The organism is Herbidospora cretacea (genome assembly GCF_001570605.1).
GTDB classification, from domain to species: domain Bacteria; phylum Actinomycetota; class Actinomycetes; order Streptosporangiales; family Streptosporangiaceae; genus Herbidospora; species Herbidospora cretacea.
Window position 1 is genome coordinate 13,257 of sequence record NZ_BBXG01000027.1, and the last position, 15,311, is coordinate 28,567.

At 72.2% G+C, this 15,311-nt stretch carries 13 protein-coding genes; 4 read left to right on the plus strand and 9 right to left on the minus strand.

What is annotated here, in order from left to right:
* The first annotated feature begins 24 nt into the window (after positions 1–24).
* A complete protein-coding gene (locus tag AW270_RS34425) occupies positions 25–3,156 on the plus strand; it encodes an ATP-binding protein (RefSeq protein WP_061300325.1) in 3,132 nt (1,043 codons plus the stop codon).
* Here the strand turns inward: AW270_RS34425 and AW270_RS34430 are convergent.
* From AW270_RS34430 to AW270_RS34450, 5 genes are all read right to left on the minus strand, one after another.
* Positions 3,122–3,997 (minus strand): bile acid:sodium symporter family protein, encoded by an 876-nt coding sequence (locus tag AW270_RS34430; RefSeq protein ID WP_061300400.1) that lies wholly within the window; start codon positions 3,995–3,997, stop codon positions 3,122–3,124. The genes AW270_RS34425 and AW270_RS34430 overlap by 35 nt on opposite strands.
* Before the next feature lie 41 nt (positions 3,998–4,038).
* Positions 4,039–4,758 (minus strand): ABC transporter ATP-binding protein, encoded by a 720-nt coding sequence (locus tag AW270_RS34435; protein ID WP_061300326.1) that lies wholly within the window; start codon positions 4,756–4,758, stop codon positions 4,039–4,041.
* The gene (locus AW270_RS34440; RefSeq protein WP_061300327.1) at positions 4,731–5,489 is read right to left on the minus strand and encodes an ABC transporter permease; all 759 of its coding nucleotides are present in this window, start codon (positions 5,487–5,489) and stop codon (positions 4,731–4,733) included. Before AW270_RS34440 ends, AW270_RS34435 begins: the two co-directional genes overlap by 28 nt.
* Entirely contained in the window at positions 5,486–6,421 is a 936-nt protein-coding gene (locus AW270_RS34445) for an aliphatic sulfonate ABC transporter substrate-binding protein (protein WP_061300328.1), read from the minus strand. Before AW270_RS34445 ends, AW270_RS34440 begins: the two co-directional genes overlap by 4 nt.
* Before the next feature lie 92 nt (positions 6,422–6,513).
* The gene (locus AW270_RS34450) at positions 6,514–7,353 is read right to left on the minus strand and encodes a helix-turn-helix transcriptional regulator (RefSeq protein ID WP_061300329.1); all 840 of its coding nucleotides are present in this window, start codon (positions 7,351–7,353) and stop codon (positions 6,514–6,516) included.
* A gap of 70 nt (positions 7,354–7,423) precedes the next feature.
* Here AW270_RS34450 and AW270_RS34455 point away from each other — a divergent pair, with 70 nt between their 5' ends.
* Complete coding sequence (locus AW270_RS34455; protein ID WP_082802067.1) at positions 7,424–8,743, plus strand: MFS transporter; 1,320 nt, start codon at positions 7,424–7,426, stop codon at positions 8,741–8,743.
* Here the strand turns inward: AW270_RS34455 and AW270_RS34460 are convergent.
* Together AW270_RS34460 and AW270_RS34465 are read right to left on the minus strand one after the other, a co-directional pair.
* Entirely contained in the window at positions 8,737–9,303 is a 567-nt protein-coding gene (locus tag AW270_RS34460) for a hypothetical protein (RefSeq protein ID WP_157523076.1), read from the minus strand. The genes AW270_RS34455 and AW270_RS34460 overlap by 7 nt on opposite strands.
* A gap of 66 nt (positions 9,304–9,369) precedes the next feature.
* Positions 9,370–10,263 (minus strand): GNAT family N-acetyltransferase, encoded by an 894-nt coding sequence (locus AW270_RS34465; RefSeq protein WP_061300331.1) that lies wholly within the window; start codon positions 10,261–10,263, stop codon positions 9,370–9,372.
* A gap of 56 nt (positions 10,264–10,319) precedes the next feature.
* Here AW270_RS34465 and AW270_RS34470 point away from each other — a divergent pair, with 56 nt between their 5' ends.
* Complete coding sequence (locus tag AW270_RS34470; protein WP_061300332.1) at positions 10,320–11,360, plus strand: LacI family DNA-binding transcriptional regulator; 1,041 nt, start codon at positions 10,320–10,322, stop codon at positions 11,358–11,360.
* Positions 11,361–11,474: 114 nt separating this feature from the next.
* Positions 11,475–13,346: a ricin-type beta-trefoil lectin domain protein gene (locus AW270_RS34475; RefSeq protein WP_218009415.1), complete on the plus strand. Its 1,872-nt coding sequence runs from the start codon at positions 11,475–11,477 to the stop codon at positions 13,344–13,346.
* 151 nt (positions 13,347–13,497) lie between these two features.
* On the opposite strand, the gene AW270_RS34480 is transcribed toward AW270_RS34475, so the two are convergent.
* Positions 13,498–14,457 (minus strand): hypothetical protein, encoded by a 960-nt coding sequence (locus AW270_RS34480; RefSeq protein ID WP_218009416.1) that lies wholly within the window; start codon positions 14,455–14,457, stop codon positions 13,498–13,500.
* Positions 14,458–14,625: 168 nt separating this feature from the next.
* Positions 14,626–15,162 (minus strand): RICIN domain-containing protein, encoded by a 537-nt coding sequence (locus AW270_RS34485; protein ID WP_061300333.1) that lies wholly within the window; start codon positions 15,160–15,162, stop codon positions 14,626–14,628.
* Positions 15,163–15,311 lie beyond the last annotated feature (149 nt).

Here is a 15,311-nt window from a genome sequence, read left to right on the forward strand (position 1 = left end):
ACACTTCATCGGGAGTCGACAGACGTGACTCGGCCCGACGGCCCCGCCGTGCGCCTGCAGATCCTCGGTCCGCTGCGGCTCTGGCGTGACGGCGTCGAACTGGACCCGGGCCCCCGGCAGCAGGCGCAACTGCTGGGGCTGCTGCTGGCGCGGGTGGGACGCCCGGTCAGCACACGCGAGCTGATCGACCTCCTCTGGGGCGACGACGCCCCGGCCAGCGCGCTCAACATCATCCACAAGTACGTCGGGGCGCTGCGGCGGCTGCTCGAACCCGGCGTCCCGGCCCGGTCGGCCGGCGCCCACCTGCACCGGCGGGGCGACGCCTACCTGTTCAGCGCCGGTCCGGCCGCGCTCGACCTGGTCACGTTCCGGCGGCTCGCCGACGCCGCGCGGGACGCCCTGGTCCGGCACGACCGCGACGCGGCGCTCGGCCACTACGTGGAGGCGCTCCGCCTCTGGCACGGCCCGGCGGGCGACGGGCTCTCCTACGGTTCGGCCGCGCTGCCGATCCTGGCCGCCCTCGACGAGGAGTTCCACGCCGCCTGTGTGGCGGCCGCCGACCTGGCCGTGGCGGCGGGGCGGCCGGAGCGAGTGATCCCGCCGGTGCGGCTGGCGGCGTCGACGGCGCCGTTCCACGAGCCCGTGCACGCGAGTCTGGTCACCGTCCTGGGCGCGGCCGGGCGGCAGGCCGAGGCGCTGGCGGCCTTCCACGCGGTCCGCGACCGCCTGGCGGAGGAGCTCGGCATCGACCCGGGCCCGGCGCTGCGGGCCGCGCACCAGCGGGTGCTGACCCAGCCGGGCACGCCGGTGGTGCGGGGCGCGCCGCCCCGGCGGGCGGCCGGGCTGGTCGGCCGGGGCGAGGAACTGGGCGTGCTGCGGCAGGCGGTCGAGGCGGCGCTGGACCGCCGCACCGGGCTCGGGATCGTCGAGGGCGAGCCGGGGTCGGGCAAGACCCGGCTGCTGGCGGAGGCCGCCGCCCTCGCGGAGCGGCGGGGCGCGCTCGTCGTCTGGGCCTCGTGCCTGGAGGGCGACGGGACCCCGTCGATGTGGCCGTGGGAGCAGGCGCTCACCGCCGTCGTCGGCAGCCTGCCCGCCGCCGCGCGGGAGAAGTGGCTGACCGGCGAGCTCGGGCATCTCCTGCGCTCCGGCGACGACACGCCGCCGGTCTCGGCGGGCCGCTCCCAGTTCCGGCTGTTCGAGCAGGTCGTCACCGTCATCGGCCAGGCCGCCGCGCAGCGGCCGCTGCTGCTGGTGCTGGACGACGTCCACTGGATCGACGCCGCCTCGCTCCAGCTCTTCGGCCACGTGGCCGGGCGGCTGCCCGCCGGCACGGCGATCGTCGCCGCGCTCCGCGACCGCGCGCCCACGCCCGGCTCCGACCTCTCGCGGGTGCTGGCCGCGGCCGGGCGGCTGCCGGGCCACCGCAGGTTCCGGCTCGGCCCGCTCGGCCTTCCCGACGTCACCGAGCTCATCCGCCGCGAGACCGGCCGGGAGCCCGACGGGGAGGTGGCCCGCGACATCCACGTCCGCACCGCGGGCAACCCCTTCTTCGTCCGCGAGCTGTCCCGGCTGCTGACCGACGGGGCGCTCGGCGAGGGGGTCCCGGCCACCGTGCGGGACGTCGTCCGCGACCGGATGTCCGGCCTGGACGACGACGCCCGCGACCTGCTGCGAGTGGCCGCGCTGATCGGCCGCGACGTCGAGCTCGGCCTGCTGGCCCGCGCGGCCGGGGTGCCCGTCGCCGACTGCCTGGAGCGCCTGGAGCCGCTGCGCGCGCTCGGCCTGCTCGAAGCCGACGCGGCCGACCCGTTCGCGTGGCGGTTCGCGCACGACCTGGTCCGCGAGTCGGTCACCGAGACGACCGAGCACTGGCGGGCGGTCCGGCTGCACCTGCGGGTCGCCGACGCGCTGGAGGACGGCCAGGCGGACGACGAGTCCGTCACCGAGCGCCTCGCCTTCCACCTGTGGGCCGCCCGCGCCCTCGCCGACCCGGTCCGCACCGCCGAGGCGCTGAAGCGGGCCGGTCGCCGCGCGGCGGCCAAGCTGGCCTTCGCCGCCGCCGACCGCCATCTGGAGTCGGCCGCGCAGGTGGCCAGGGCCGCCGGTCTGCCGGAGCTCGAACTGTCCGCCCTGTCGCTGCTGGCGGTCGCCCCACGCAGGCAGGCCGGTTTCGGCGGCACGACCTTCGACCTGCTGGAGCGGGCGGAGCTGCTGGCCCGCCGGCTCGGCCGCGACGTCGACGCCGCCGGTCTGCTGTTCGCCCGCCTGTTCGGCGCGTACACGTTCCTGGAGTGGGACCGCCTCCGGCTGGTCAACCGCCTGTACGAACAGGGCGAGGCCTCCGCCGACCCGGTCGTCCGCGTCTACGGCCGCCAGGCCTGGGGCCTGCACCAATGGGACGTCGGTGACATCGGCGAGGCCTACCGCTGCTTCTCGGAGAACGACCCAGCCCTGCTGGAAGGCGTCGTCTCCCCGCACAGCGAGACCCCGATCCGGCGGGACGTCTCGGGCGAGTGGCCCGGCTGGCTGGCCGTCATGACGGCCATGCACGGCGACGCCGCCAAGGCCGGGACCATGATCGACAAGTGGAACGGCCCGGAGGACCCGTACGCGGTCGCGACCTGGGCCTACTACGTCACGATCATCGCCTCGATGGCCGGTGACGCCCCCTGGGTGATCCGCGTCATCGACCGCTGGCGGGCCGTCGGCACCGGCCGCACCGCCGTCCAGCAGGAGCACTACATCCGCCTGAACTGGTATTGGGCCCGCGCCCTGACCGGCGACTCCCCGGCCGCCGTCGCCGCCGAGGCGGCGGAACTCCTGAACCGGACGCTGGTCGACCCGCCGAGGTGGGGCGTCGCCTACCACCACGCCCTGATCGCCGACATGTGGCTGGCCGCCGAGCTCCCGGACCGGGCGGCCGAGACCCTGGACCGCGCGGACCAGGCCTTGGACGCCTACGGCCAGCGCTACGCCGAGGGACTCGTCCGGCTGCTGCGGGCCCGCCTGCTCCACGCCCGGGGCGAACCGGCCGAGGTCGTCCGGGCGGCGGCGCGGGAGGCCCGCGACCGGTCGGCCGAGCGCGGCTCCCACCTGTTCGCCCGCCGCGCGGGCCGGTTCCTCAGTGAGCTGCCGCCGTCCGGCTCCGGCGGCTGACCAGCCAGCCGAACCCGGCCGCCGTGAAGAACATGACGACGCCGTAGACCGCGCCGGGAACGGCGATCCCGGCGCTGTTGAGCAGCGCCGGGCTCAGCGCGACCGTGATGGCGAACGCGGTGTTGTGGATGCCGATCTCGAACCCCGCCGCCAGGGCCGCGCTGTGCCCGACCCCTGTCAGCCGCGGCACGCCGTAGCCGACCAGCAGGCTGACCAGGTTGAACGCGAGCACCGCCAGCCCGACCGAGACGAAGTAGCCGACGAGGTTGTCCCGCTCCCCCCACAGCACGGCGGAGATGACCGTCAGCAGCACCACGATCGACAGCACCCGTACCGGCAGGTTGAGCCGGCGGGCCACCCCCGGCGCGAGGGCCCGCACCAGCATCCCGGCCGCGACCGGCCCGACGACCATCACGAAGACCTGCTGCAACTTGTCGACCTGGAGGCCGAGGGAGGCCCCGCCGGGGAGGAAGTAGCCGGCCGAGAGGTTCACCACGACCGGCAGCGTGACCACGACGAGCACCGAGTTGACGGCGGTGAGCGTGACGTTCAGCGCGACGTTCCCGCCGAACAGGTGGCTGAACAGGTTGGCCGTCGGCCCCCCGGGAGAGGCCGCGACCACCATCAGCCCGACGGCCGCCTCCGGCGGCAGCCCGAACGCGATCACGAGTCCGAAGCAGACGGCCGGGAGCACGACGAGCTGGCACGTCAGCGCGACCAGCGCCGCCTTGGGGTAGTGGCCCACCCGCCGGAAGTCGTCGAGGGTCAGCGTGAGCCCCAGGCCGAGCATGACGACGCCGAGGGCGTAGGGCAGGCTGGCCAAGATCAGGGGGGAGTCCATGGCGGCCATTCTCGGGCAGCCCGCGCGGCCTTCACCAGGGGTTACTCCTCCGGATCGGCCGGGACGTGGAGCAGGGCCAGCAGGCGGCGGCGCAGGGCGTTGAAGCCCGGGACGTCGACCGAGCGGGGATGGCCGAGGTCCACCTCGATCTCCTCGGCGATGCGGCCCCGGTCCAATACCAGGAGACGGTCCGACAGGAGCAGGGCCTCCTCCACGTCGTGGGTCACCAGCAGGGCCGCGAAGCCGTGCCTGGCGCGCAGCCGGCCGAACAGCGCCTGCATCTTCAGCCTGGTCAGGGCGTCGAGCGCGCCGAAGGGCTCGTCGAGCAGGAGCAGGTCGGGCTCGCGGACCAGCGCGCGGGCGAAGGCCACCCGCTGGCTCTGGCCGCCGGACAGCTCCGACGGCCACGCGCGGCCGCGGTCGGCCAGGCCGACCTCCTCCAGGGCGGTCGCCGTGCGGGCGGGGGCGTCGCCGCCGCGGACGCCCAGGGCCACGTTCTCGGCCACCCGCTTCCACGGGAGCAGGCGGTGCTCCTGGAAGACCACGGCCTTCGAGCCGGACGTGGTGAACTCGCCGGTGGCCTCCTCGTCGAGACCGGCCAGGATGCGCAGCAGCGTGCTCTTGCCCGAGCCGCTCTCGCCCAGCAGGGCGACGACCTCGCCCTTCTCGATGCGCAGGTGGACGCCGTCGAGGACCGTCGTGCCGCCGAAGACGCGGCTAACGCCGGTGGCGGTTACGACGCCTTCAGGCCGCGACGCCATGACAACGTCCTCCTCTCGGCGGTGCGCAGGGCCAGGTCGGACAGCAGGCCGAGGGCGGCGTAGACGATCAGGCCGAGGACGACGATCTCCGTCTGGCTGAAGTCGCGGGCCTCCATCATCATGAAGCCCAGCCCGCTCTGGCCGTTGACCTGCTCGCCCACGACCAGGCTGAGCCAGCCGGCCGCGAACGCCAGCCGCAGGCCCAGGAACAGCGACGGCATCGCGCCGGGCAGCACGACGTGGCGGAGGCGCTCCAGCTGGGTGAGGCCGCAGGTGCGGGCGGCCTCGACCAGGCGTTCGTCGATGTCGCGGATGCCGGCGTAGGTGTTGAGGTAGATCGGGAAGAACGCGCCCAGGGCCACCAGCGAGACCTTCAGCGACTCCCCGATGCCGACCCAGATGATGAGCAGCGGCACCAGCCCGAGGTGCGGCAGCATGCGGGCCGCCTGCACGGGCGGGTCGACCAGGTCGTCGCCGTTGCGGAACAGTCCGGCCAGCGCGCCCAGGATCAGGCCGAGCAGGCCGCCGATGAGCAGTCCCAGGGCGGCCCGCTCGACCGACTCCAGCAGGTGCAGGCCGAGGGAGCCGTCCAGGGTCAGCCGCCAGGCCGCCTCGGCGACCTGGCTGGGCGGGGGCAGCTTGTCGGGTGACAGGACGCCGGCCTGGGCGGCGCCCTCCCACCCGGCGACGAGGGCGATCGGGGTGATCAGCCGCCTTGGCCGGAACCTCACTTCAGGACGTCCGCGAAGCTCGGGTCGATCAGGGTCTTGACGTCGACCTTGCCGGGGATGAGGGCCAGGTCGGTGAAGCCGTCGGCGATCTGCTGGAGTTCGTCGCCGATCGCGGCGTCCACCGGGGCCAGCGGCTGGGCGCTGCGGTCCAAGGCGCGGCGGGCGACGTCCTCGGGGATCTTCAGTTCCGGTGCGAGCAGCTTGACGCGCTCCTCCGGGTTGGCGATGCCCCAGTCGGTGACCTCGCGGTAGACCTTCAGGTACGCGCGGACCAGATCGGGCTTCTTCTCCAGGGCCTCCGGCGAGACCAGCAGGTACTCCCGGTTGTTGGCCAGGCCGGTGGCGTCGGCGAGCACCTTCACGCCGGGCGCCTCCGCCAGCGAGAAGTACGGGTCCCAGATGATCCAGGCGTCGACCTGGTCGTTGTCGAAGGCGGGGCGCGCCTCGGCCGGTTTGAGGTACTGCACCTGGATGTCGGTGATCTTCATGTCGTTGGCTTCGAGGAGCTTGACCAGCAGCCAGTTGACGTTGGAGCCCTTGTTGAGCGCGACCTTCTTGCCCGCGAGGTCCTTGAAGGAGGTGAAGCCGCTCTTCTCCTTGACCAGCACGGCCTCGCCCTTCGGCACCGGCTGCGAGGTCGCGATGATCTTGAACTTGGTGCCGCCGGCGGCGGCGAAGATCGGCGGGGCCTCGCCCGTCTGGCCGATGTCGATCGCGCCCGCCTTGAGCGCCTCGGTCAGCGCCGGTCCGCTCTCGAACAGCGACCAGGTGGCGTTCTCGGCCAGACCCCTGGCCTTGAGCAGGCTCTGGCCGCCGAAGCGCTGGTAGCCGACGCGCAGTTGCTCACCGTCGGCGGTCGTCTCACCTCCCCCGCAGGCGGCGAGACTGCCGATCAGGGTGAGCACGCCAAATAAGACAGCGATGCGGCGCATAACGGGTGGCTCCTTGCGGGGAACGAAGCAAACGGCGTCAGTATGCCGATAAAACCTACTTAATGTATAGGGTTAGTAGGGAATTGCCCGTCCTAGTGGTCGTGGTCCAGGCCCGGCTTGTGGTCGTAGAGCCACTGCACATTCGCGCGGCTCTCGTCGTCGGCGGGGGTGTAGACGACGACCCTCGACTCGGCGGGGGAGCCGAGCGCCAGGCTGGTGCTGGCCAGGTTCAGCAGGCCCACCGCCGGATGCTTGAGGATCTTCGTCCGCCGCCACGACCGGGTCACGTCGTGGGTCGCCCACATCCGGGCGAACTCCGCGCTCTCCACCGTCAGCCGGTCGATGAAGGTCGTCCACGCCGGTTCGCCGAGGTGGCGGGCGTAGGCGGCGCGGAAGGTCGCCACCATCTGGGGCAGTTCCTCCTCGCGGTTCATCATCACCGCGCAGCACGACGGGCCGATGAGCATCTGCCAGAGCGCGTTGCGCTCGCACCGGGGGACCGTCACCATGCGGCAGAAGATCGCCGCGTACGCCTCGTTCCAGGCCAGCACGTCGTATCGGGCGTTGTAGACGGCGGCGGGCAGCGGGTCGAGCCCTTCGAGGATGTCGCGGACGGCCTGGTCGAGCTCGTCGTCGGCCGGGCCGCCGGCCACTCCCCCGGGCACGTCGGCCAGGCGGTAGAGGTGCTCGCGCTCGTCGGCGTCGAGCTTCAGCGTGCGGGCGACGGCGTCGAGGACCTGGCCGGACACGTTGATCGGGCGGCCCTGCTCCAGCCACGTGTACCAGGTCACCCCCACCCCGGCGAGCTGGGCGAGCTCCTCGCGCCGCAGGCCGGGCGTCCGCCGTCGCGCGCCGGGCGGCAGGCCCACGTCCTCGGGGGAGATGCGGGCGCGGCGATTCTTCAGGAAGGCGGCGAGTTCCGCACGGACCATGGTGGTAGCCCCAATACCAGGATAAGCAGGCTCTTAGTAACTGGATAAGTGCAAAGCCACCATACAAGCCATGACCCTCGTCGCAACCCGGTCACGCCCCCTCCTGGGCCTCATCCTGACCGGTCAGTTCATGGCGATCCTCGACGTGTCGATCGTCAACGTCGCCGCCCCCACCATCCAGGCCGACCTCGCGGCCTCGGGATCCGAGCTCCAGCTCATCGTCGCGGGCTACACGATCTCGTACGCGATGCTGCTGATCACCGGCGCGCGGCTCGGCGGACGGTCCGGCTACCGCCGGTGGTTCCTGGCCGGGCTCGCCGTGTTCACGGTCGCGTCGCTGCTGTGCGGGATCGCCCCCGGCGCGGCCACGCTCATCGCCTTCCGGCTCCTCCAGGGCGCGGGAGCCGCCCTGATGGTGCCGCAGGTGCTCAGCCTCATCCAGGTCAGCGTCCCCCAGGAGGAGCGGGCCCGGGCGCTCGGGATCTACGCCGCCGTCATCTCGCTGGCGGCGGTCGGCGGTCAGATCCTGGGCGGGCTGCTCGTCACGCTCGACCTGTTCGGCACGGCGTGGCGGCCGATCTTCCTGGTCAACGTGCCCATCGGGCTGGTGCTGCTGCGGCTCGGCGCCAGGAACCTGCCCGCCGACGAACCCCGGCCCGGCCGGGGGCTCGACCTGCCGGGGCTGCTCGCGCTCTCGCTGGCGACCAGCCTGGTCGTGGTCCCGCTCGTGCTGGAGCGCGGGTGGCTGTTCATGGTCGCGGGGGCGCTGGTGTTCGCCGGGTTCGTGCTGATCCAGCGCCGGGCCGCCCATCCGCTCATCCCCGGTCACCTGCTGAGCGTCCCCGGTCTCGTCGCGGCGGCGGTGGCGATCTTCGGGGTGATGGCCGTCTACGGCGGGTTCCTGTTCTCCAACGCCCTGCATCTGCAGAACGACCTGCACGACTCACCGCTCCGGGCGGGGCTGACCTTCACCCCGATGGCGGCGGCGTTCGCGCTGGTCAGCCTGAACTGGAAGCGGATCCCGGCCCGGCTGCACCGGCGCCTGATCGTCTCGGCCTCCGTGGTGGTGGCGCTCGGGCTGCTGGCGCTGGCCCTGGTGTTCGAGGACGGCGGGCACGGGCTGCCGTGGCTGCTGGTCGTGCTGGCGGTGATCGGGGCCGGGATGGCGGGGGCGTTCAGCCCGCTCATGACGGTCGCGCTGGCCCGGGTGGCGCCCGCCGACGCGCCGGACGCGAGCGGCCTGCTGGCGATGATGCTGCAGCTGGGCCAGGTCGTGGGGGTCGCCGCGTTCGGGACGCTGTTCCTGTCGAGCGGGTCGATCTCGGTCACGATGACGTGCCTGGCCGCGACCGCGGTCGCGTCCGCCGTCGCGGCCAGGTGGCTTCAGTAGGAGCACTGCACCACGAGGTCGTCGATGTCCGAGGCCGCCGTCGACCCCGAGCCCGCCGGGTTCACGATCGAGAAGCGCACCACGACGTCGGCGCGCTGGGCGGTCCAGCCCACCGTCACCTGCCGGTAGTCCCGCGTCCCGTTGGGAGTCAGCTGGGCGAACGCGATGTACGTCCACGTGGCCGGGTCGATCACTTCGACGTTCAGCGAGACGTTCCGGCCGGTCACGGTCGCCCAGACGCCCAGGCCGCACCGCGCGCCCGCATGGGCGGGCACCGGCGTGAGCTGGATCGTCCGCGCGATCCAGCACCACTCGCCCGGATCCAGGGCGTAGATGTGGGCGAGCCCGCTTCCGGTGCGCGGATTGGACGCCCAGCCGCCCCAGGTGGGTGTGCCGCAGACGGCCGGGTCGCTGTTCGTCCACCTCAGGCGGGCGGGCGGCGGGGACTCGAAACCTTCGGTCAACTGCCAGATCCCGGCGGACGCCGGGGCCGCCGGGACCAGCACGGTCGCGACGACCGCCGCCGTGAACAGGCGTAAGGCTGAGCGCATCGATCTCATGCCCGCATTGTCGCCACCGCGCCCTTTGCTGTGGACCCTGGACTTTCCGCCCTCCGGACCCAGGGTCTAGAGGCGGGCCCGCCAGATGTCGAGGGCCATGTAGGGCCGCATGCCCATCGACGTGTACAGCCCCAGCGCCGGGGTGACGTTGTTCGTGTCGACGTCGAGGATCGTGCCGACCCGCCCGCGCCGCCAGTCGGCGGCGAAGGCCCGGCTGAGCAGCAGCTTGCCCAGGCCGCGGCCGCGCTGCTCCGGCAGGACCGCGAGGCGCTGGACGTAGCCGCAGTTCTCGTCGGGGACGAAGTTGTCGGTCCCCACGAGGGCCGCGGCCGGCTTGCCGTGCACCCGCGCGAGCAGCATCTGGCCCCAGTCGTTGGAGCTGGAGGCCTCGCGCGACTCGTACCACTCGTCGTAGGTGCGCTCGTAGGCGCCGAAGTGCTCGGCGAAGCCGAGTTCCAGCACGCGGTGGACCTCGCGGAGCATCGCGTCCTTGTCGAACGCGCCGGCCTCCACGGTCACGCCGGGCAGGAACTCCACCTCGGGCTGCTCGGTGTGGTCGACGCGCATGCGGTGGAAGCTGGTCGCGTAGGTGAAGCCCCGTGACTCGACGGCCTTCCGCTGGGCGGTGTCCTGGGCGTACACCCCGATCTCGGCGGTCACCCCGCTGAAGCGGGTCAGGACCCGCTCCCACAGCGCCTCGGCGGCGGTGCCGGTGCGGGCCCGGACGTCGATCATGACCTCGTCGGTGCGGCCCTTGCGCAGCGCCTGGCCGAAGCCGGTGAGGCGGCCGTCCTCGAAGCAGAGCCAGCCGTCGGTCGCCGGGTCGAAGTCGGGGTCGGCGAGGAGGTCGGCGATGTCGTCGAGGGTGGAGTCGGGACGGCCGACCACGATCGTGTCGAGGTCTGCTATCAGGTCGTAGATCGCCTGGGCGTCCGCCGGTTTGGGGCGCGTCAGTTCCATGGCTCTTTTATAGGATGACCCGCTTGGCGGCGGCTTGACGATTCATTGGAGACCGAATGGCCAAGGACGGGTCGAACAGCAGGGCGACGGTGCGCGACGTCGCGGCGGCGACCGGGTTGTCGATCGCGACCGTCTCCCGGGTGCTCAACGGGCAGGCCAACGTCGCACCGCACACGCGTGAGCTGGTGCTCGCCGCCGTCGGCCGGCTCGGCGACCAGGCGCCCCGGCCGCGCGCGGAACAGGCGGCGGGCGCGGTGTACGTCCGCTGTCCCTACCTGCTGACCGACTACTTCGGCCTGATCGTCTCGTCGATCGCGGAGACCATCGACCTGCACGGCCGCCAGATGATCCTCAACGCGGGCGAGGCCGCCCAGCCGGCCGAGATCCTGAAGACCCTGCCGGGCCGCCCCGGGGTCGCGGGCGCGATCCTCATCCTGCCCCCCGAGGAGCCCGGCGATCTCGTCCGCCTCCGCGACCAGGCCTTCCCCTTCGTCGTCGTCGACCCCCGCACCCCTCCCGCCAAGGACATGGCGGCGGTGTCGGCCGCCCACTTCGCCGGAGGCCGGGTCCTGATGGCCCACCTCGTCGGGCTGGGCCACCGCCGGATCGGCATCATCGGCGGCCCGGTCGACTGGCTGGCCGCCGAGGCCCGGCTCGCCGGTTACGCCTCCGCCCTGGCGGGCGCGGGGGTGCTGCCCGTCCCGGAGCTGACCCGGGCGGTCGACGAGCCCAACACCCGCAACGGCCACCGCGCGGCGGCCGAACTGCTCGACCTGCCCGAGCGGCCGACGGCGCTGGTGGCGTTCAACGACAAGATGGCGGTGGGCGCGATGTGGGCCGCCGCCGAGCGCGGGCTGTCGGTCCCCCGCGACCTGTCGATCGCCGGGTTCGACGACATCGACGTGAGCCGCGCGACCAGCCCGGCCCTGACCACCGTGCGTCAGCCGCTCCAGGAGATGGGCCGCACGGCGGTCAGCCTGCTGATGCGGATCCTCGGCAGACAGGCCGTCGAGGCGCTGCACGTCTCCCTGGGCAGCCAGCTCGTCATCCGCGAATCGACTGGACCGGTCCCGCCTGTTCCACTTGTTTCACAGTGACCTTGACAGGTTTTGCCGAGCGTGTTGTGCTGTGGCGCACAGCAAGGTTTCTTTCCTGTTTCATTTGTTACAGGTCCGTCAGCCGGCGTCCCGCGGACCGCGAAAGGAATCACGGTGTTACCTCCCCTGCGCCGGGCCGTCGCGATCAGCGCCGCCCTCATCACGACCGGGGCGCTCCTGACGGCCCCCGCGTACGCCGCCAACGAGACCGTCAACGTCTGGCTCACCACCACCTCCGACGGCGGCGGCCGCAACGTCACCCGCGGCCTCCAGCCGCAGTCCCCCGTGACCTTTGGCAGCTCCGCCGGCGGGGCCACCCACACGATCACGGTGAACGAGAACACGACGTACCAGACCTTCGAGGGCGGCGGCGCGTCGATCACCGACACCACCGCCCACCTGTTCCGCGGCGGCGCGATCAGCGCCGCGACGCGCGACGCGGTGATGCGCCGCCTGTTCCACCCGGTCGACGGGATCGGCCTGTCGTTCGTGCGCAACCCGATCGGGGCCTCGGACCTGTCCCGGCCGGGCCACGTCTCGCTCGACGACACCTGCTGCAACCTCAACGACTTCGGCGCCAACGGCTACGACACCAACGTGCGGCTGCTCACCCAGCAGGCCAAGCAGCTCAACCCGCAGCTGCGGGTGAAGGGCGTGCCGTGGAGCGCCCCCGGCTGGATGAAGGACAACGGCCGGATGGACCAGATGGGCTGGCTCCAGTCGCAGTACTACCCGATGTACGCGCAGTACCTGGTCAAGTACATCCAGAGCTACCAGGCCGTCGGCGTCCCGGTCGACTACGTCTCGGTGCAGAACGAGCCCAACTGCTGCCAGGCCGGCAACCCGACCGCGATGAACTATCCCGGGATGAGCTGGAACGCCTCCGGCCTGACCGAGCTGACCAAGAACCACCTCTATCCGGCGCTGCGGGCGGCGGGCCTGTCGACCAAGGTGCTCGTGCACGACTGGAACTACGGCGACTACGCCCAGATCGGGTCGGGCATCATCGCCGACCCCGCGGTCCGCAACGACCCGCTGTTCGGCGGCATCGCCTGGCACGGCTACTTCGGCGACCCCGCCGTCGGCACGCAGGTGCACAACCAGTACCCGAACGTGAACCAGTTCTCCACGGAGCACTCGGGCGGCACCTGGATCGGCAACCAGCACAACGAAGACATGTCGGACATCGTGAACTACACCCGGAACTGGTCGAAGAGCGTCGTCAAGTGGTCGCTCGCGCTCAACCAGTCGATGGGCCCGCACAACGGCGGCTGCGACGTCTGCACCGGGCTCGTCACCGTCCAGGAGGGCGGCGCGCGGGCGGGTCAAGTGGACAACACCATCGAGTACTACACGACGGGCCATCTGACCAAATTTGTCAAACCGGGTGCGGCCCGCATCGAGTCAACCGCCAACGGAACCGTCCAGAACGTCGCGTGGAAGAACACCGACGGGACCAAGGCCCTGATCGCCCACAACGGCACCACGTCGGCCCAGTCCGTGCGGGTGAACTGGGGCAACCAGGCCTTCACCTACACCCTGCCCGCGCGCACGACCGCGACCTTCACATGGACGGGCACGCAGAGTGGCGGCGGCACCGGCAACCCCGGCGCCGGGGCGATCACCGGGCTGGGCGGGAAGTGCATCGACGTCGCCGGGGCCTCCACCGCGAACGGCGCGGCCGTGCAGCTCTACACCTGCAACGGGACCGCCGCGCAGCAGTGGACCCGTCCGGGTGACGGCACCGTGCGGGCCTTCGGCAAGTGCCTCGACGTGACCGGTCAGAGCACCGCCAACGGGGCCCAGCTCCAGCTGTGGGACTGCGGCGGCACCGCCAACCAGCAGTGGACCTACACCTCGGGCCGCGACCTGGTGAACCCGGTGTCCGGCAAGTGCGCCGACGTGACCGGCAACTCCAGCGCCGACGCCACCAGGCTCCAGATCTGGACCTGCACGGGCGCGGCCAACCAGAAGTGGAACGCCTAGCCATCTGAATGGGGAGTGAAGGGGTGGCCGGGCCTCGGGGGGCCCGGCCATTCACGTTGCGGCGCTTGGGCGGCGCGGCCGGTTGGCGCCGGATGCGGCGTGGACCGGGGCGGCGGGCGGTGCCGGGGTAGGCGGAGCCGTAACGGAGAGCTCAGTTCTTGACCTGGGGTTTTCCCCTGCCCTTGAAGAAGATCCCGGGGAACCCGGCGGTCTCGAAGCCGAGGCTCGGGTTGTTGCGGAGCTTCGAGCGGGTGAGGTGCAGGGTGCCCGAGTTGTCGTTGCTGACGAAGAAGATGGCGCCGCCGCCCTCGTTGGCGCGGTTGTTCTGGATGGTCGAGCCGGTGATCCTGACGGTGAAGTGGTTGCCGTCCATGTAGAGCGCGCCGCCGCTGCCGCCGCCCGGCTTGCCGCTGCGGGCCGGGTTCGCGCCCGAGCCGGTCGCGCGGTTGCCGGTGAAGACGCTGTTCTGGATCACCCACGAGACGCCGATGCTGCTCAGCGCGCCGCCGTTGGCGCAGGTCCCGTTGGTGAACCTGCTCCTGACGACGGTGACGGGCAGGTCCCGGTACTGGTCGAGCACGCGGATGGCCGCCCCGCCCAGGTCGGGCCCGCTCGCCTCACACCGGTTGCGGGTGAAGGTGGCGTTGAGGACGCTCAGCCGCCCGCCCCGGACGAAGATCGCGCCGCCCCCGCCGCCCTCGGCGACCTGGCCGATCGAGTTGCCGTCGGCGAACCCGATGTTCCTGACGGTCAGGCGCGGTGTGGCCTGGTCCTGGCAGTGGGAGGTGGTCCACACCTGGGCCCGGTCGCAGGTGTTCATGTAGAGGATGCGGCGCTTGCCCATGCCGCTCAGCGTGACCTTGCCGCCGCCGTCGATGACGACGTCGCTGCTGGTGTTGCGGACCTTCGCGGTGGCGGTCATCTTGATCGTGACCGGCCGGGGCCCGCAGTCGAACCGGATGGTCCCGCCCCTGGCGACCGCGCTGACGACGGCCTGCGAGGTGCAGCTCGCGGGAGTTCCCTCGCCGACGACCCGCACGGCCGCCGCCTGAGCCGGGAGCGCCGTCGAGACCAGCGGGACGAGCAGGACGGCGGGAAGCAGGAGACGCATCTGGCGAACGTTACCCCTGGGACGATCCGCAGTGAAACGGCACGTTCCACGGCGTTCCGCCCCGCCGGGGGCGGTGGAACGGCGGCTGTCCCGCCTTCCCGGGTGTGCACCGGCCGCGGCCCGCCCCCGCGCCGCGACCGGTGCGCACCGCCCGCCGACGGCCAGGCGTCACCACCAGGTGTTGCTCCCCCTGGCCAGCCGCCACAGCCGGTCGGTGGAGTTCTGGTCGACGTCGAGGTGGAGCGAGTCCCAGCTTCCCGCGCCCTCCCAGGTGGCGATCGTGATCGCCAGCGCCGGGTTGAGCCGGGGCCGGAAGCTCCCCCACCCGGTGGGCGCGTCGCCGAAGGTCTCCTCGGCCCGCCTCGACCAGTCCTGCAGCTTCGAGCCGTCGCAGGTGCGGATGACCAGGGCGTCGCCCGCGACCGGTGCGCCGCCGGCCGGCTGGAGGCATTTGTTGGCCAGTTCGTTCCTGAAGACCGTGTAGCCGTCGGCCCGCTCGTCGACCGACCAGCGCGCGGTCGTGTACTGCCAGCGCGGCGACCGCAGGCCGATCACCCTGGCGTTCTCGCCGGTGCCGTTGTCGGCCACCGCGAGACGGCTGCCGTCCATCCGGTTGTAGACGCGGATGTCGGTGGTGCTGTCGGCGTACGCCGGACTCGTGACCCCGGCCAGACACACGGCCGCGGCCAGCGCGATGCTACGCACAGTGAGCTTCCCTTTCCCCCAGGTGGGACGCCCTTCCGGCTTCACTTATACACACCCTCCGCCGGATGCCGTCGGACCTGCGTTTTTCCGCATGCCCGGATGTCCCCGGACGCCTCCGGACGACCACGGATTTCCCCGGAATTTTCTCG